This window comes from Acetobacter estunensis (assembly GCF_019083805.1).
In the GTDB taxonomy this organism is placed as follows: Bacteria; Pseudomonadota; Alphaproteobacteria; order Acetobacterales; family Acetobacteraceae; genus Acetobacter; species Acetobacter estunensis_A.
In genome coordinates this window covers 501,041-517,329 of sequence record NZ_JAHRDV010000001.1, presented here as the reverse complement: position 1 = coordinate 517,329, position 16,289 = coordinate 501,041, and the positions used below count along the sequence as shown (strand labels likewise).

At 61.4% G+C, this 16,289-nt stretch carries 20 protein-coding genes; all 20 read left to right on the top strand.

Translation table 11 applies throughout. From position 1 onward, the window contains the following. Nucleotides 1–31: 31 nt before the first annotated feature. Entirely contained in the window at nt 32–943 is a 912-nt protein-coding gene (locus tag KUA11_RS02605) for a hypothetical protein (protein ID WP_217408685.1), read from the top strand. Next, nucleotides 940–1,437, top strand: coding sequence for a DUF6362 family protein (locus KUA11_RS17425; protein WP_217408686.1), 498 nt, complete (start codon nt 940–942; stop codon nt 1,435–1,437). Before KUA11_RS02605 ends, KUA11_RS17425 begins: the two co-directional genes overlap by 4 nt. A 335-nt stretch (nt 1,438–1,772) precedes the next feature. Then, nucleotides 1,773–2,354, top strand: coding sequence for a terminase small subunit (locus KUA11_RS02595; protein ID WP_217408687.1), 582 nt, complete (start codon nt 1,773–1,775; stop codon nt 2,352–2,354). Continuing rightward, nucleotides 2,329–4,482 carry a terminase gpA endonuclease subunit gene (locus KUA11_RS02590; RefSeq protein WP_217408688.1) on the top strand — a complete coding sequence of 718 codons (2,154 nt, stop codon included), beginning with the start codon at nt 2,329–2,331 and terminating at the stop codon, nt 4,480–4,482. The genes KUA11_RS02595 and KUA11_RS02590 overlap by 26 nt, the downstream gene beginning before the upstream one ends. A 12-nt stretch (nt 4,483–4,494) precedes the next feature. Next, nucleotides 4,495–5,256, top strand: coding sequence for a hypothetical protein (locus KUA11_RS02585; RefSeq protein WP_217408689.1), 762 nt, complete (start codon nt 4,495–4,497; stop codon nt 5,254–5,256). Further along, a complete protein-coding gene (gpW, locus tag KUA11_RS02580) occupies nt 5,253–5,537 on the top strand; it encodes a gpW family head-tail joining protein (protein ID WP_368040891.1) in 285 nt (94 codons plus the stop codon). The genes KUA11_RS02585 and gpW overlap by 4 nt, the downstream gene beginning before the upstream one ends. Then, nucleotides 5,537–7,219, top strand: a complete 1,683-nt coding sequence (locus KUA11_RS02575) for a phage portal protein (protein WP_217408690.1) — start codon at nt 5,537–5,539, stop codon at nt 7,217–7,219. The genes gpW and KUA11_RS02575 overlap by 1 nt, the downstream gene beginning before the upstream one ends. Further along, complete coding sequence (locus tag KUA11_RS02570) at nt 7,216–8,028, top strand: S49 family peptidase (RefSeq protein ID WP_217408691.1); 813 nt, start codon at nt 7,216–7,218, stop codon at nt 8,026–8,028. Before KUA11_RS02575 ends, KUA11_RS02570 begins: the two co-directional genes overlap by 4 nt. A gap of 23 nt (nt 8,029–8,051) precedes the next feature. Then, nucleotides 8,052–8,636 carry a hypothetical protein gene (locus KUA11_RS02565; RefSeq protein ID WP_217408692.1) on the top strand — a complete coding sequence of 195 codons (585 nt, stop codon included), beginning with the start codon at nt 8,052–8,054 and terminating at the stop codon, nt 8,634–8,636. Next, entirely contained in the window at nt 8,636–9,043 is a 408-nt protein-coding gene (locus KUA11_RS02560; RefSeq protein WP_217408693.1) for a head decoration protein, read from the top strand. The genes KUA11_RS02565 and KUA11_RS02560 overlap by 1 nt, the downstream gene beginning before the upstream one ends. A 7-nt stretch (nt 9,044–9,050) precedes the next feature. Further along, nucleotides 9,051–10,163 carry a major capsid protein gene (locus KUA11_RS02555; RefSeq protein WP_254454580.1) on the top strand — a complete coding sequence of 371 codons (1,113 nt, stop codon included), beginning with the start codon at nt 9,051–9,053 and terminating at the stop codon, nt 10,161–10,163. A 7-nt stretch (nt 10,164–10,170) separates the two neighbouring features. Further along, nucleotides 10,171–10,461, top strand: coding sequence for a hypothetical protein (locus KUA11_RS02550; protein WP_217408694.1), 291 nt, complete (start codon nt 10,171–10,173; stop codon nt 10,459–10,461). Next, complete coding sequence (locus tag KUA11_RS02545; protein ID WP_217408695.1) at nt 10,458–10,832, top strand: head-tail joining protein; 375 nt, start codon at nt 10,458–10,460, stop codon at nt 10,830–10,832. The genes KUA11_RS02550 and KUA11_RS02545 overlap by 4 nt, the downstream gene beginning before the upstream one ends. Then, entirely contained in the window at nt 10,813–11,340 is a 528-nt protein-coding gene (locus KUA11_RS02540) for a hypothetical protein (RefSeq protein WP_217408696.1), read from the top strand. The genes KUA11_RS02545 and KUA11_RS02540 overlap by 20 nt, the downstream gene beginning before the upstream one ends. Continuing rightward, complete coding sequence (locus tag KUA11_RS02535; protein WP_254454581.1) at nt 11,340–11,531, top strand: DUF2635 domain-containing protein; 192 nt, start codon at nt 11,340–11,342, stop codon at nt 11,529–11,531. The genes KUA11_RS02540 and KUA11_RS02535 overlap by 1 nt, the downstream gene beginning before the upstream one ends. Further along, on the top strand, nt 11,528–13,009 hold the full coding sequence (locus KUA11_RS02530) for a phage tail sheath subtilisin-like domain-containing protein (protein WP_217408697.1): 1,482 nt from the start codon (nt 11,528–11,530) through the stop codon (nt 13,007–13,009). The genes KUA11_RS02535 and KUA11_RS02530 overlap by 4 nt, the downstream gene beginning before the upstream one ends. A 9-nt stretch (nt 13,010–13,018) precedes the next feature. After that, nucleotides 13,019–13,402, top strand: a complete 384-nt coding sequence (locus KUA11_RS02525; RefSeq protein WP_217408698.1) for a phage tail tube protein — start codon at nt 13,019–13,021, stop codon at nt 13,400–13,402. After that, complete coding sequence (locus KUA11_RS02520; protein ID WP_217408699.1) at nt 13,399–14,037, top strand: phage tail assembly protein; 639 nt, start codon at nt 13,399–13,401, stop codon at nt 14,035–14,037. The genes KUA11_RS02525 and KUA11_RS02520 overlap by 4 nt, the downstream gene beginning before the upstream one ends. Next, nucleotides 14,034–14,207, top strand: coding sequence for a hypothetical protein (locus KUA11_RS02515; protein ID WP_217408700.1), 174 nt, complete (start codon nt 14,034–14,036; stop codon nt 14,205–14,207). Before KUA11_RS02520 ends, KUA11_RS02515 begins: the two co-directional genes overlap by 4 nt. Nucleotides 14,208–14,222: 15 nt before the next feature. Further along, complete coding sequence (locus KUA11_RS02510) at nt 14,223–16,283, top strand: phage tail tape measure protein (protein WP_217408701.1); 2,061 nt, start codon at nt 14,223–14,225, stop codon at nt 16,281–16,283. The last annotated feature ends 6 nt before the right edge of the window (nt 16,284–16,289 follow it).

Below are 16,289 nucleotides of genomic sequence, written 5' to 3'. Positions count from 1 at the left end.
GGCCAGAAAAAACCCTAATGAGATAGTGCGCTTGATGGCGACAACCGACCTACGCCTCCTAGCGATGGACGATGCGGCAAGTTGGTTCTGGGTCAAATTAATGTGGCTCATAATCGAATGTGGTGCGGATGGGCGTGCCGTGTTTGGCGCAGGTCGCATGCCGCACATCGCGGATGTTGCGCGCCTTCGGTTTCGCATGACGGAAACCGAATTCAAAACCCAGATGGAAACCCAATCCAAAACCGAACTCATCGTATGGGATGCAGAAACCGGCACGCTCGGGTTTCCGCGTGAACTGCAGCCCGACCGGCGCACGATCGCGAACCGGATCAACGGCGCAAAGGGCGGTCGACCGCCAAAAAAGCGGATCAATGAGCGCACCGATCCTGCTCAGCGTTACCTGCCGCCTATGGCCATCTCAGGAGGAAAATCAGCGATGACGGAAACCCAAACCGAAACCCAACCGGGTTCGCGCGCGCCTATAGCTAAGCTAGCTGGTACAGATATCTCTAAAGCTACAGCTAGCTTGGAACCCACCAAGGATCAGATCGATGCGGTCTACAAGCGCATTGGGCCGAAGGCGTTCGAGGCTGCGGGCTACGATCTGGCGAAAGACCTGGGAAACTACCTCTGCGCTCGCCAGTGGGCTGGCGACGGGCTCAAGCGCGGCCTGAGCGCCGAGCGGATTGAGCGCGTGGTTCTCGACGAGATCGAGCGTATCGTCGAGCGTGAAACCAAGGCGGGGCGGCGCATCAATGGCTTCGGCTATTTCCAGAAGGGCGTGGCCAAGGCGATCGAAGCGGCAGATGCCAGCGCGCCGCTGACGGTTGCCGATCACCTGGCCGAAAAGGACTGGGAAGCCGCGATGAAGGACTGGCTGCGCAATGGCGCCAAGGATGAGCGGCCGCGCCTGGAGGACTTTGCCAAGGCACGGGCGGCGTGAGTGCGACCATCCAAGGCGCTGACGGCGAGTACGTCGATCTCTCGGGGATCGCGATCCGCAAGCGCCGCCCGACCGAGTTCTCGTCAGACCGTCCTGTTGTCGATCAGGTCGAGGAATGGCTGAACGAAGCCGGGCTGACGCTGGCCACCATTCGAATGAAAGGCCTGCGTCCTGCCGGCATGAAGACGCATTGGCCCGACGTGGTGGTCGACGTGGACGATCTGTGCTGGTTGCGGGACAGCGACGATGTTCTGCCGCCACCATCTGCGGATGCAATCGCCCGCATGGACGTAGCACTTGAATGGGTGAGCCTGCTCGATGACCAGCGCCTGCGGACCGTGGTGAACAAGCGCCTGATCGTGAACCCGATCTCGGGAAAGTTCCACTGGGAATGGCGGAAGCTGGGACGTCTGCTTGGAATAGACCATAAGACGGCCAAGGCTTGGCATAGACGCGCCTGTGAGCTCATCGGAAAAAAAATTCGCCATCTGTAATTTTCCTCTCCCCAAATTCCCCAGAATGCACTATCTGGGATGACATGATGAGGCGGCGTGCATCCAGCGGGGTGCGCGCCGTTTTTCGTTAGAGCCATGCGTCGCGGATGCGAAGGCATGCGCTCAACTCATGAAGACGTGAGTCATGCGCCCGGCGCATCGCCCGGCCCCCTCCTATGCATTTCGCGTGGGTCCTTCCTGGGAGGGTCACGCTCCGGGGGTTATTCGCGCCCCGGTCAGACAGACTTTTTGACCAAACAAAATAAGGGTTTCTGTTGTTGTTGTTGTCGTCTGGCACCGCTGCATCTGCTGCTCGGCCTGCCGACGCCACTCCCATGCTCAACAAGCGTGAGCTTTCGCGGCGGCTGAAGGTCTCCCTCCCCACGCTAACGGCCTGGATGGAGCGGTGGCCGGAATTTCCGGTCGCGCAGCGTGGCACCAACGGCTCCAGTTATCGGTTCGATGTCGAGGCGGTCTTCGCGTTCCTCTCCGAGCGGCGCGAGGAAGAGGCGCAACAGAAGGCCGGACGCGACGAGCAGCTGATGGCGCTTCAGCTGAGCTTCGGCGATCTCTTCCCTGCCCCGGATCCCGTGTCGGACAACCGGCGGCGGCTCTCCACCAAGGAAGAGATCGACCTGTGGAAGCTGCGCGACCTCAAGCGAAAGGAGGCTGAGCGGTCCGGGCAGCTCGTGATCGCCGCCGAGGTGGAGCAGCTGTTCCAGGCGGCGCTGGCGCGGCTCAACCGTGATGCGACCAGCTTCATCCGACGCCTCGGTCAGCAGGAACGCTGGTCGGACGCCCAGATGCGCTCCATCGAGGCGCGCTTCGCGGACATGCAGCGCCAGTCAGTGCGCGATGCCTTAGCTCTCCTCGATGAGGAACCGGATGCCGATGAGCGACAGCTCAACCTCACCTGACGATCTGATGCCGGGCGACGTCCAGTTCGCGGATCCGCGACAGATCGTTCGCAACGCCCTGAAGGCCTATCTCCCGGCCGAGAAGATGGACGTGGCCGAATGGGCCGAGCGCAACCGTTTCCTGGACAATAGGGGCGGCGGGTATGTTGGTCGGTGGTCACATGACGAGGCGCCTTACCTCGTTGGCCCTATGCAGTCGCTCACCAGCCGCACGCATCTCACCACGGCCGTTGTAGGGCCGGCGCGCTCGGGCAAGACGGCTTGTGGTCAGAACTGGATCGGGCAATCGGTCGAGATCGATCCGGCCGATATGCTGGTCTATGCCCAGACCGAGGACGCGTTGGAGAGCTACGTAAAGCGCGAAATCGAGCCGATGATCGACAGCCACCCCGTTATGAAGGAGCGGCTGGGGACGTTGCCCAAAGATCGCTCGATGAAGTTCAAGCGGTTCCAGGGAATGTGGGTCGAGTTTCTATCGGCCACCTATTCGAACATGATCTCCAAGTCGGCACCGCGCATCATCGCGACCGAACTGGATGCGTTCCCCAAGGATCTGGGGGACGCCTACAAGTTGTTCTCCATCCGGCGCGACAGCTTCGGCACCGAGAGCATGGTCTACGTCGAGAGCCATCCTGACCGCGCGCAGGGAGCAGAGCCATCCCAGTGGACTGACGGGATCATGAAGCTCTACGCGGACAGCGACCGCCGCACCTGGTGGTGGCCGTGCCCGCATTGCAACGGCTTCTCCAGCCCGACGCCCGGAGCAGTGCGCCAGATGACGCTGCACTGGCCCGAGGATGCCCCGCTTGATGAGATCCGCGAGGCGGCGGCGCTCCAGTGTCCATGCTGCGGCTCTCTGATCGAGGACCGGTGGCGGCGCACGATGAACCTGGACGGTGTCTGGGTTGGCGCTGGCCAAGAAATCTCGGTCGAGGGCGAGGTCACGGGCGAACTGCTTCGCAGCGACATCGCGGGCTTCTGGATCACCGGCCTGATGTCGCCCTTCGTGACAGGCGGTATCGGCACCCTGGCGCGTGAGGCCGCCAAAGCCCAGCGGGATTACGCGACCACGGGCGACGACAAGGATCTCCGCGAAGTCACCGTCAAGCGGTTGGGCGTGCCCTACCAGTCGCCACGTCGGATCGGGTCGCTGGATGCGGCCGCGCTGGCGGACCGGGCCGAACCCGGCCTGCAGTTGGGCTTCGTGCCCGAAGGCGTGCGATTCCTCACCGTGGGCGTGGATATTCAGGCCAATCGCTTCGAACTGCTGACGCGCGGCTGGGGCGTGGACGGCGAAAGCTGGATCATCGAGCACCGCCGTGTCGCCGCGGATCCCGCTACCAGCCCCGAGGATTGGGATCGCCTGCTCACCGATTTGTCGGAAACGCTTTATCCGCTGGCAGACGGCAGTCGACGCGGCATGCGGGTGCTTGCCATAGGCTACGACTCAGGCGGATCCGAGGGTGTCACCCTGCAGGCCTACGGTGCGTGGAAGCGTGCGCGACGGGCGATGCGAGCACGGATGATCGGACAGATCGAAGGGCGTGAGGCCTGGACGATCCTTCCGCTCAAGGGCGCGTCCAATCTGAATGCGGCATCGCTGTCGGTGTCCTACCCGAACACGCAGCGCAAGGATCGCAACGCGGCCGCACGGGGCGAAATTCCGCTCGGATCCTTCAATCCGAACCGGTTCAAGGATGATGCGGTCACGCAGTTGCAGCGGGCAGATGCCGGTCCCTGGTGCGTGCATTTCCCGTATGCGCTTCGGGCTGCGGAGCCGCCGCATCCCTTCTTCGAGCAGATCGTCTCGGAGCGCCGGCGGGACGATGGTCGATGGGAGAAACTGACGTCGTCCTCACGTAACGAGGTCCTCGACCTTCTGGTCATGACCGACGTGATGGCCAGCCTACATGGGCTGCGTCGGATCGACTGGACACGACCGCCCGCCTGGGCAGCACCGTGGGATCAAAACGTGCTGGTGAAGCAGATCATTGCGGACGCCGAGGTGCCCAAGCCGAACCAGACAACGGACAGCCGTCCTGCGGCTCTCCCTGTTGCCGCTCCACAGGCCAAGAGCACGGCTGAGCGAATGGCGGAACTTGCCCGAAAGTATGGGTCGAACGGTTAGAGGAGAACGGACATGGCGCTCGATCTCAAGGTCGGCCTCGATGCGAAGAAGCTAATGCGAGATCTGAGCGCCCTGTCGGAGAAGGAGATACCGAGGGCTGCCGCGAGCGCGCTCAATCGTCTGGCAATTGGAGCCCGACTGAAAATCCGGGATCGAATGGAAGAAGTATTCGATCGACCCAAGACCTTCACGCTGAATAGTTTCTGGATTCAAACAGCAACGCCAAAAAATTTGGAAGCTGCTGTCATGACGAAAGACATGGCTCCCAAAGGAACTGCCGCCGTTAAATATCTTGGCCCTGAAATTCACGGAGGGCGACGGGATATGAAGAAATTCGAGCGTGATTTAGCTCCATTGTCACAAGGCCAATACGCAGTTCCAGGCAAAGATGCACCGCTGGATCGCCACGGAAACATTCCGAGAAGTGTTCTGCTCCAGATACTCAGCCGTTTTAATTTGATGTCGGGCACGTCCGCTTACATGAACATGGGCGACCGAACTGCACGTCGCCTTCAAAAGCAAAGGAAAAATGCAGCCGGCCAACGAAGTGAATACTTTATCGCGCGTGAGCGTGGAGGTGGTCTCCCAACGGGCATTTATAAGTTGGTTGGCCCTGGAAAAGTGGCACAAATCATTCGCTTCACCCCGAGAATTCCAACTTACAAAGCAATTCTGCCTGTTGAGCAGATTGTCGAACAGACCATTGCGCGCCGGCAGGACCGGATCGTGCAGGAAGAAGTCATCAAAGCGTTCCGACGCAGGGGGTTGAAGTGACATATCCAGTCTTCCCCGTCGGGAAGCTCTACAATCCGGACACCAGCATTCTCGCCGGGATGAGCCGCGATCAGCTGCAGGCTGCCCTCGCGTCAGCCCAGAATGCTCTGATGCAGCTGACCACAGGCGGTAAGCCCGTCAGTGTTTCGTATGCTCAGGGCGATGGATCACGTTCGGTGACCTACACGGCCGCCAGCATTCCGTCGCTCACCGCCCTGATCATGCAGATCCAGCGCCAGTTGGGTATCGGTCGCCGGCGTGCCCTGAGGCCGTTCTTCTGATGGCAGGATTTCTTTCTCGGATCGCCTCGGTCGTTCGCGGTGACTCGCCCGGAACGGGAGTGGCGCGCACTGAGCCGAAGGCCCCGGATCCTCGGCGCGCTCATGCGCTCAATGCGCCCATGGGTATTCCCTACGATGCGGCGGATTACTGGGGGCAGCATCTCTCGACTTGGCAGCCGATCCTGTATTCCGCCGATACGGAGATCAATCCGTATCGCGACACGATCGTCAGCCGTATCCGCGATCTGGTGCGCAATGATGGCTGGGCCTCGGGCGCCATCACCCGCACCCTGGACAACGCTGTCGGCGTCAATCTGCGTCCGGTTGCCAAGCCTGACTACCGAGCACTTGCTCAGATCAGCGGCAACAATGCCTTCGACGCTCATTGGGCACGCGAGTTCGGCGCGGCTATCGATGCCCGGTGGCGGCTATGGGCGAACTGTCCGGACAACTGGAACGACGCGGAACGCATGCAGACCTTCGGTCAGCAGATGCACCTCGCCTTTCGACACCTGCTCATCGATGGAGATGCTCTGGCCATTCTGCCCTGGGACGAAGACGCGGTCGGTTATGGCCGCGCGCGCTACGCGACTACGGTCCAGATCATCGATCCGGATCGTCTGAGCAATCCACAGATGATGATGGATCTGCGGCTGATGCGTGGCGGGGTCGAGATCGACGATCGCGGCCGTCCGATCGCCTATCATATCCGTCGAGCGCATCAGTCGGACTGGTATAGCGCGGCGCAGAGCGTCGAGTGGGAGCGTATTCCGCGCGAGACCAGCTGGGGACGCCGACAGGTCGTTCACATGTTCGAACACCATCGGGCGGCGCAGCACCGGGGCGGAGCGGGTATGCTCGCTCCTGTGGTCCAGCGCCTGAAGATGCTGATCAAGTATGATGGGACCGAACTGGATGCCGCAATCATCAACAGCGTCTTCGCGGCGTATGTCGAGAGTCCTTTCGACCACCAGATGACGGCCGAAGCCCTCGATCCGGGCATGCCGAACGAAGGCATGTTCAATGCGCGATGGGAGCAGCAGCTTGCCTGGAATCATGGGCGGAACCTGAGCATTCAGGGATCGCGCATTCCGATGCTGTTCCCAGGCGAAAAGATCGGAACCGTCAGCGCAGCACGTCCCACCAGCAATTTCCGTGATTTTGAAAAGGCGGTGTTGGGGAACGTCGCGACAGGAGCCGGCATGGCCTCCTTCCAGCTGAGCAACGACTGGTCCGACGTGAACTATTCGTCAGCGCGCGGCGCCCTGTTGGAGGCCTGGAAGACGCTTGCCCGGCGACGGGAGGATTTCCAAATCGGGTTCGCATCACCCGTCAGGGCCGCGGTCATCGAAGAGATGATGGAGGTCGATGACCTTCCTCTTCCCCGCAACGCACCGGACTTCGTGGAGGCCAAATATGCTTATTCCCGCTGCAAATGGCTTGCGCCTGGTCGTGGTTGGATCGACCCGGTCGCTGAAAAGCAGGGTGCGATACTCGGGATGGACGCCGGTCTCTCCACCCTGGAAACCGAATGCGCGGTCAATGAGGGCGCGGATTGGGAAGAGCACCTCGACCAGCGCGCGATCGAAATCGCGGCGTTCAACGAACGCAACATCCCGCTCCCCGAGTGGAGTGGGGCTGAGCCTGCATCACAAACCGCAACGAAACCGGAGGAAAAATGAGGCGTGTCCAGGCAGACGCGGTTCTGAACCGCCCTCTGGCGTTGTCCGACGCGCGCGCAGCCGTTCTGCAGCACATGCTGCGGACGGCGGGTGTGACAGCCCTGTTCGACGACGATGGGGACTTCTGGTCGGGCGCACCGCTCTGGAATGAGGGCGGGATTGCCGTCATCGGGATCGGGGGCATGCTGATCGCCGGCAAGGTCGGCTGGGGCTATCCCTACGTGACCGGCTACGGAGATATCGCGGAGCGGCTTGAGGAAGCGCTCAACGATCAATCCGTCCAGGCGATCGTCCTCTATATCGACAGCCCAGGCGGTATGGTCTCGGGCCTGTTCGATATCGCCGACAGGATCTACCAGGCGCGGGCAATCAAGCCGATCGTCGCCATTCTGGCCGATGAGGCCTATTCGGCAGCCTACGCGCTGGCGAGTTCGGCGCAGACGATCACGGTGCCCCGCACAGGCGGCACCGGATCCATCGGCGTCCTGATGCTCCATACGGACGTCAGCAGGATGCTAGATGAGGCCGGCATCAACGTCACCGTGTTCCGCTATGGCGAACACAAGGCGGAAATGCTCGAGGTCGAGCCTCTTACCGATGGCGCGAAGACCCGTGCGCAGGACACGATCGACCGGCTCGGTGAGATGTTCGTCGAACTGGTCGCGCGTAACCGAGGTCTCGATCCCCAGAAAATCCGCGACATGAAAGCGGAGACATTCCTTGGTGAAGACGGCGTCAAGCTCGGTCTGGCTGATGCCGTGATGAGCCCCGATGCGGCGCTGCTGGATCTGCAGGCCAATCTGAACTGACATTTTCCGAAATGGAGAAAAGTATGAGCGCACCGCGCACCGCGGCGGCGAAGAGCCCGTTCGCGCATCTCAATGGTGTCCGTGCCGAAGATCCTGACGATAACAAGGATCCGAAGAACGACGGCGACGCCACAGGAGCAGACGGCGATCCCGATCCTGAGGACGACGAAACCGATCCGAAAGACGGCAAGAAGGGCAAGAAAGCCCGGAAGGCCGACGATACCGGCGGTGATCCTGACGAAGATGGTGACGACGATACCGACGCCGAGGACGAAAAGGACGATGACAAGGCCAAGGCACGCGCCCGTGAGCGTGGGCGTTGCGCCGCGATCTTCGCGTCCGAAGGGGCTGGTCGCAATCCAGCTGCGGCCGCCGAGATTGCCTTCAACACCACCCTCGGCCGTTCTGCCGCTGTTCGGCTGCTGAGCGCGATGCCGGCAGCGGCTCCCGCTGTGGCGCAGGAACAGCCTCGCCGGGCGCCTGCCCTGCGGGACCGCATGGCCACCGAAGGGCGACAGGCTGTGCCTGCTCCTGGCGCCCAGACTGAAAATCGGCCCGGTTCGCGGCTGGCGGCTGCAATCAGTGGCCGACGTGGAGGAACAAACTGATGTCGGGAAGCAACGGCAACGCTTACGGGTTCTACCCTTCGGCCCAGCAGGACACCTTCGTCCCGGATCAGCTGATTGCGGGCAATCTCAAGCTCGTGACGGCCGATGTCACCATTGGCGAAAATCAGACGCTGGTGCGCGGCTCAGCCATGGGCAAGGTGACGGCGACCGGCGTCTACATCCTGTCGGTCGCCACAGCGACGGACGGCAGCCAGACGCCTGTGGCCGTGATGGTTGACGCTGTGACGACCAGCGCCAGCGCGACGGGAAGCGGGTCGATTTACAAGATGGGCGAGTTCAACTCGAACTATCTCACCTTCGATTCCAGCTGGACCGCTCAGACGCTCGCGGCCGCCATGGCTCCCCCGGTCTTCGTCAAGACCGCCCTCTCTAACGATATCGTCTGAGGTCCTCATGCCTGCTACCACCGCTGCGCCCATGCAGGGCGAGATCGGAACATTGGGCGCTGCGCTCAGCGTCTACACGACTGCTGAGCTGGTCTACTTCGTCCGCAACCTCAAGCTTGCCCAGACCTTTCTTCTGGACAGCTTTTTTCCCAACATCGTCGAGTCCGACGCGCCGGAAGTGGCGATCGACGTCGATGTCGGTAAGCGTCGCATGGCGCCGTTCTGCTCGCCTCTGGTCGAAGGCAAGCCGGTGGAAAGTCGGCGCTGGCAGACCAACCTGTTCAAGCCTGCCTACATCAAGGACTTCCGCAATCCGGATCTCCTCAAGCCGGTGCGTCGTAATATCGGCGAGCGGCTGATGGGCGCCATGAGCCCGCAGGAACGGCTGGAAGCCAATCTCGCCTGGGAAATGGCGGACCAGATCGACATGATCCAACGCCGCCTTGAGTGGATGGCGGCACAGGCACTCGTCAACGGATCTGTCACGATCACGGGTGAAGGTTTTCCCGAGCCGATCCTGGTGGATTTCCAGCGCGACAGCGCCCTGACCATTGCACTCTCCGGCAGTGCTCAGTGGGGTCAGACGGGCATCTATCCGTCTGACTACCTCACCTCTTGGGCGGCGACGATGCTGCAGAAATCCGGCGCAGCCCCGACGGATATCATCTTCACGAACAGCACCTGGAACGCGTTCAAGAACGACATCAAGGTGCTCAACGCAATCTGGATGGACCGCTCAGGCGACAGCAGTGCCAATCTCGGTGGCGCCATGAAGCAGGGCGCCATCGAAATGGGCCGCTGGGGGCAGTTCCGCCTCTGGCTCTACAATGACTGGTACGTCGATCCGGACACCGATGAAGAAAGTCCGATGATCCCGGATGGCACGGTCATCATGACCTCGCCTGCCCTTGAGGGAACACGGGCCTTTGGTCTGATCTTCGATCCCGAGTTCAATTATCAGAGCCTCGCCTATGCGCCGAAGCTCTGGTTCTCCAAGAACCCGGCGGCGATCAATCTGCTGATGCAGTCCGCACCGATCGTCATTCCCTCGCGAGTGAACGCATCGTTCGCCGCCACCGTCATGGCCGCCGGCTCTGACGTTCCCGCTCCCGGCATCTGAGGTCATCATGGCAGCCAATGAGAAAACAGACGAGAAGGTCGCCGTCATTACGAAGCGGCTGATCTACCCCACCGCAGGCGCTGCGCCGCATCCCATCGGTACGCGCCTGGAGGTTTCCAAGGCGCTGGCCACTTGGTGGGAGGGGCGTGGTATTGCTCGCGTCGCCAGTGAAAATGAGGCGGTGGCGGTGGTTAAGGCGGCGGGAGCCGATGGTGTGAAAACGGCTCCGCCTCCCAAGGCGCCCGAGATGACGCCGCCTCCCGAGCAGAACGGGCCGAACGCCGGCGCTGGCGCATGAGCGGCAGCACGGGGCCGTTCGACTGGAGCGGTCTCGTGCTGGGGCCGTGTCAGGACACGTTCGGCGAGACCGTCGTCTGGCGTGGGCAGTCTTCCAATGGTGACGTGCAGATCCGGGGAATCTTCGATGAAGGCTTTCGCGCGATCGATACCTTTGGGGCGGATGACGGCGTCACGCCCGTCCATGTGACGACGTCCTCTCCAGTTCTCGGAATTCGACTAGCGGATTTCGCGACCGATCCGGTCCAAGGCGATCTCTTCCAGATCCGGGGCCTCTGGTACCGGTTGCAGGATATGCGCCCGGACAGCCACGGCGCCGCCTCTCTCATCCTCAATAAGGCGGACAGCGAAAATGACCCTCTACCGCGCTGAACTGCGGGAGTTGGCAGCGCAGGCACTCGTCGGGCGCACGTTCGCCGGCGAAAAGGTCTTTACGGCCCGCAGCTGGCCGACCACGAAACCTGAGCTTCCGGTCGTGTATCTACAGGTTCCTGACGATCAGGCTACCAGTAACGGGCGTAATGCTCCGGACTTCACCCGCGTGGCGACCTTGGCCTTGCGCGGGATCGTGGCACCCGGAACGCCGGGGAAATGCCAGCTGCAACTTGAGGCTTTTGCGGAACAGATTGAGCTGGCGCTCATGACGGACGTCGCACTCCAAAGTGCGATCACACAGGTCACCGAAATACGCACATCGATCACTGTGTCGAGTGAAGGCGCCGATCACGTCGGTGAACTGCAGATGCTGCTCGGTCTTGAATATATCGAGGAGTTTCCGGCTGCCGGAACGCCTCTCGTGGAAATCGACGGCACGATGAGTGCCAATGGCAATAGTGATTTCGCCGATTTTTCGGTGAACACACTTCAGGAAACAAGCTGATGATGCGTGTGAAACCGGCTGAGGGTCGCGCAGTGCGCTGGCCGGACAGCCGTCGGCTGCTCGCTACCGATGGTGAGAACGTGCCTGAGACCGATTTCTGGCGGCGCCGCCTGCGGAGTGGAGACGTCGTGAAAGTGGCGGATGCTGCCCCGCAGTTGCCGCCTGCAACCGAGGAGACTCATGCGGAATGAGCGGATCCATCACTGTTCCCGGCTATTCGGACAGCAACCGCGTTCCGGGCTTCTACTTCTCTCTCGATAATTCGAAGGCGAACACCGCAACCGTCACGCGCCGTGTGCTGATCATGGCGCAGATGATCTCAGGGACCGGAACACCCGGCGTTGCGACGATCTCAGCCGGCTACTCGGATGCGGTCGCCAAATATGGCGCGGGCTCCCAGTGCGCTGCCATGGTCAAGGCCTACCGCTCGATCGATACAACGGGCGAAGTGTGGGTGCTGCCCCTCTCCGACGACACATCCGCACAACCTGCGACCGGCGGGTTCGTTATTTCGGGCACCGCAACTGAGGCAGGCACCCTGCCGCTCTACATTGGAGATCAGCTTGTCTCGGTTGGTGTTTCGGCAGGCGATACGGCAGCCACGGTCATCGCATCCGCTGTCACGGCTGTGGGGAATGTCGCGGGCATCCCAGTCAACGCAAGTGCCGGCCCGTCGAGCAATCTTCTGCTCACGGCCAAGAACAAGGGCATGGCGGGCAATGATGTCCTGCTGGGCGTGGCTCTTCTCGGACCGGCCGGTGGCCAGTCAGTTCCGGCAGGCCTCACGGTCACGACAAATGCCTTTGCCGGCGGCACGACAAACCCGACGAATATCGCGGATGTCCTCGCCGATCAGGGCGAGCGCATCTACGATCTGATCCTCCATCCCTACACGGATACGGGTTCTCTCACCGCGCTGAAAGAATGGCTCAGCACATCGACGGGGCGCTGGGCTGCCATGGTGCAGCTCTACGGGCATGCGATCACCGCCTATCGCGGCACGTTTGGGCAGGCCACGGCCTTTGGGATCACGCTCAACGATGAGCACGCGACGATCATGCCGATCGCCGACAGTCCGTCGTCTCCGCTGATCTGGGCAGCCCAGATCGGTGCCCAGGTGGCCGTAAGCATGCGGACCAATCCGGCGCTTCCGGTGACGGGTGTTTCGCTCACGGTCCTGCCGCCCACGGATGCCAACCGCTTTACGCTCACTGAGCGCAACAGCCTTCTCTATGACGGCATGTCGACCTTTACGGTCGATGACAGCGGCACGGTGACCCTTGAGCGTCTGGTGACCACATACCAGACAGATTCCGCAGGTCTTCCGGACAACAGCTACCTCGACATCGAGACACTGCTCACGGCCGAGATCTGCCTGCAGGATATGCGGATCTTCCTTGGTTCGCAGTTCACCGGTTCGATCCTGGTCGCTGATGGCACGAAGATCGGCGCTGGCATGAAAGCCACTACGGCCGCTCTGATCGGAAAGGCCTGTGCGTCACGTTACCGTTATCAGTGCACACAGTTGTGGTGTCAGAACGCCGATACCTTCGCGGCCAACATCGTGGCCGAGAACATCGGTGGCGGCGTCGTGAAGCTGCTGATGCCCTACGACTTCGCAAACCAGTTGTGGGTCATCGCGGGCAATGCCCAGTTCGTGAAATCGTAAGGGGGACGCATGTCCGGAACAGTCTATCGCGGACCTCTTGGAGGTACCGCGACGGCCACCATCAATGGCGTCGCCTGGAACGTCGTGGGTGAGTGCCAGTATCAGGCCGCTGGCACGCAGAACGAAACCGCCAAGGGCCAGTCTGCTGTCGAGGGTTTCACCACGATGCCCGTCGAGGGCTATGTCCAGATGACATTGCGGGACCGGCGGGATCTCAACCCTCTTGATTATCAGGGGTCCAGTGGTCTCACCGTCGTGGTCGAGCAGGCCAATGGCAAGGTGATCACGGTCGATGATGGCTGGCAGGTCGAAACCATTGTCGTCAACACGCAGGAAGGCACCTGGGAACTCAAGGTCGAGAGTGCAAGCGTGCATGTGGATACCGTGTCATGAATGACCCCACGGACGAATATCTCGACGAACTGATGGGGGGCGTTGATGACGCACCTGCATCGGCAGTGGATGAGGCGCAGGGCGTGATCCGGCTGGATCCTCCCGTTCATGATGTCGAACGTCTCGAACTGAAAGAGCCCAGTGTCTTTCAGGTCCTTGAGGCCGCGCGGGTCATGGGGTATCGACCGACTGTCGAAAGCATCTATGACTCCCAGATCGAACTGGTGGCAAAGGTGGCGGGTTGCAGCACAGAACTTCTGCGGAAAGTTCCTACCCGTAAGCTGGACCGAGCGGTCAGTTTCATTACGGCTTTCGAAGCAAACGCGAGACGACGCCCTGATCAACTGATCGACGGCCTGGATCTCTCGCCTTCATGTGAGATCTCGTTCAAGGAGCCGATCAAGGGCGGCGGTCGCTCGTTTACGCTCATGACGCTTCGTGAGCCACGCGTAGAAGAACGGCGCCGCTACAAAGCCGGGGAAAGCCTTGGATCGCCCGAAGCCATCTTTCGTGCAGAGATCCGTCTCGTTGAAGACGTGAGCGAATGGACCCGCGCGGCCGTGCTTCGCATGCCGATCAGTCAGTTTGCGAAGGCGGCGGATTATCTGACGGGTTTTTTCATCGATGGCCAGTGAATTGGGAAACCCTCCCTGCTGACCTGAGCCAGTTCTACACCGGCTGGACGCGCACCGAACTCGAGGGGCTGACAGGTTCGGAACTCATCCAGGTGACAGAAGACGCCAATCGCATCTCGGCACATCAAAAACGAGAAGCTGAAAAGGCACGTCAGGCGCAGCGCTGCTGACGTCAAAGGAAAACCATGGCCAATAGCGGCGTAAAGGTCACGATCAGCGCGGTCGATCGCGCTTCGATGACGCTCGAGCGGATCAATGCGCGGATCGCAGCGATCCAGGCACCCGTTCGGCGCCTGCAGGCTGCCTTCGGGCGCTTCGCCAGCGTCACGGGTCTGCGTTATCTGCGCACCGGCCTCGATGGGGTCCGGCGCGTGGCAACGGGCGCGTTTCGCTCACTGGGTCAGATCGTGCCAGTTCTGGGGACGATCACGGGCGCGACGACGGTTGCCGGTATCTATCGACTGACCAGCGCCTGGGCGCAGATGGGCACGCAGCTGCGGACGACAGCCCGCTCCATGGGTATGGCGCCAGCTCGGCTTATGGCCATGCAGAACGCTGCGCGCCTGTCTGGCGGATCCGCCAATGCCATGACCGATGCATTGGGAAATCTCGCCAATACGGGCTGGGAGGCTGCCCATGGCTTTGCGCCCGAGGCCGTCGTCCAATTCAAGGCGCTCGGGGTCAGCCTTGAAGAGCTGCAAAAACTCTCACCGGACGCGTTGTTTGAGCGCGTTGCAAAGCGACTGCGCGCGATCCGAGATCCAGCTGCTCGCACCATTGCCGCGACGAAGATCTTCGGGGGCGCAGCGGCAGGCCTTCTGCCGATCTTCCAGCAGACAGATGAAGCGTTTCGACAGAATATCCGACAGGCCGAACGGCTCGGGCTGATCAACAAGCAGGGCGCCGATGCAGCTGCTCGGCTTCAGCAGGCTCAGGTCGGGTTGCAGGAAGCTGTGGAGGGTTTCGGGTATTCTGTCGCTCAGTCACTGGAACCAGTGATCACGCCGGTCATTGCCCAGATGCGCGACTGGATCGCAGCAAACCGGGAGTGGATTTCACAGGATATCGCCCGCTATGTCGGGCAATTCGTGACATGGCTGCGAACGGGCGGATGGGACACCATCAAGACAGACATTCGTGGGGTGTACGATGAAGTCCTGCGGGTCGTGGACGGCCTCGGCGGCTGGAAACGAACCGGAGAAATAGCGCTCGGTGCCATCGCGGCAATCTACGCGGCGCCTGTCATTGCGGGTGTCATGTCTCTGACTGGCGGCGTGTTGGCGCTGGGAGCGGCATTCGCATCCGTTGCTCGCAATGCAGCGGCGGCCAATGTCGCGGTCAACGCTGGAAGCGCTTCTGGAGCACTCTCGTTTCTGGGGCGTGCCGGTCTTGCGGGGGCTGCGGGATATGCCGCTAACGCCGGGCTGAATGCGGGCGACCCAAATGACCGCACGGGAAGCTGGATGGATCGGAATGTTCCGGGCGCATCCTATCTCGACAATCTGGCGTCACACGTAGGACTGGGACGCTCCTATGCCGAGCAGGCCCGCGTCGAGACTGGCGCGCCTTACAACGCCGGAATGCTGCTGCGCGATACCGGGGCAAATCAGGGGCAATTCGACATTTTCCGGAATTCCATCGCTGGAATTGAAGGAAATGATTATTCGAAAATGGGCGGCTGGCGCGGTCGAATGGCCGGTCGCTACCAAATGTCACCGACTGCAATTGCAGAAACAGCAAGATATCTGGGCGTAACTGCCCCGACGCAGGCCCAGTTCCTTAGCAACCCCAACATGCAAGATCGGTTCTTCGAGGCGTATTCCGACCTTGAGCACCGGTATCTGATGGCACACAGCGCTGTTTACCGAAATTCAAATCCGGGGCAGCGCTTGGCTTATCTTGGATACGCACACAATGCGGGCATGGGCGCTGCCGCCAACTGGCTGGAGCACGGTGGCCCTGCTCGCCGAGACAGCAATGGCACATCAGCCGCGCTCTACACCGATACCATCACCTCCAACCTGTCCGCTGGCGGTCCGCCCCTAAGCGTGCCAACGCGGCCATCCGCCGACACAGACGGTCTGGCAGCCACGATCGGCAAACTTCGACTGGCCATCGATATCGACCATCGCAATGCGCCACCCGGATCTCGGGTGAGCGTCAAAAGCGGATCGCCGCAGCTTGCGGTTCACACAACCCAGCAGGTCCGCGCGATGGACCCTGCCAACACCTCGACGGGAAACTGACCTCAC

Bases quoted from the DNA above. Each gene is read 5' to 3' on its own strand.
- KUA11_RS02595 (WP_217408687.1), top strand. From the start codon at position 1,773: ATGCTCAACAAGCGTGAGCTTTCGCGGCGGCTGAAGGTCTCCCTCCCC.
- KUA11_RS02590 (WP_217408688.1), top strand. From the start codon at position 2,329: ATGAGCGACAGCTCAACCTCACCTGACGATCTGATGCCGGGCGACGTC.
- KUA11_RS02585 (WP_217408689.1), top strand. From the start codon at position 4,495: ATGGCGCTCGATCTCAAGGTCGGCCTCGATGCGAAGAAGCTAATGCGA.
- KUA11_RS02575 (WP_217408690.1), top strand. From the start codon at position 5,537: ATGGCAGGATTTCTTTCTCGGATCGCCTCGGTCGTTCGCGGTGACTCG.
- KUA11_RS02570 (WP_217408691.1), top strand. From the start codon at position 7,216: ATGAGGCGTGTCCAGGCAGACGCGGTTCTGAACCGCCCTCTGGCGTTG.
- KUA11_RS02565 (WP_217408692.1), top strand. From the start codon at position 8,052: ATGAGCGCACCGCGCACCGCGGCGGCGAAGAGCCCGTTCGCGCATCTC.
- KUA11_RS02560 (WP_217408693.1), top strand. From the start codon at position 8,636: ATGTCGGGAAGCAACGGCAACGCTTACGGGTTCTACCCTTCGGCCCAG.
- KUA11_RS02555 (WP_254454580.1), top strand. From the start codon at position 9,051: ATGCCTGCTACCACCGCTGCGCCCATGCAGGGCGAGATCGGAACATTG.
- KUA11_RS02550 (WP_217408694.1), top strand. From the start codon at position 10,171: ATGGCAGCCAATGAGAAAACAGACGAGAAGGTCGCCGTCATTACGAAG.
- KUA11_RS02545 (WP_217408695.1), top strand. From the start codon at position 10,458: ATGAGCGGCAGCACGGGGCCGTTCGACTGGAGCGGTCTCGTGCTGGGG.
- KUA11_RS02540 (WP_217408696.1), top strand. From the start codon at position 10,813: ATGACCCTCTACCGCGCTGAACTGCGGGAGTTGGCAGCGCAGGCACTC.
- KUA11_RS02535 (WP_254454581.1), top strand. From the start codon at position 11,340: ATGATGCGTGTGAAACCGGCTGAGGGTCGCGCAGTGCGCTGGCCGGAC.
- KUA11_RS02530 (WP_217408697.1), top strand. From the start codon at position 11,528: ATGAGCGGATCCATCACTGTTCCCGGCTATTCGGACAGCAACCGCGTT.
- KUA11_RS02525 (WP_217408698.1), top strand. From the start codon at position 13,019: ATGTCCGGAACAGTCTATCGCGGACCTCTTGGAGGTACCGCGACGGCC.
- KUA11_RS02520 (WP_217408699.1), top strand. From the start codon at position 13,399: ATGAATGACCCCACGGACGAATATCTCGACGAACTGATGGGGGGCGTT.
- KUA11_RS02510 (WP_217408701.1), top strand. From the start codon at position 14,223: ATGGCCAATAGCGGCGTAAAGGTCACGATCAGCGCGGTCGATCGCGCT.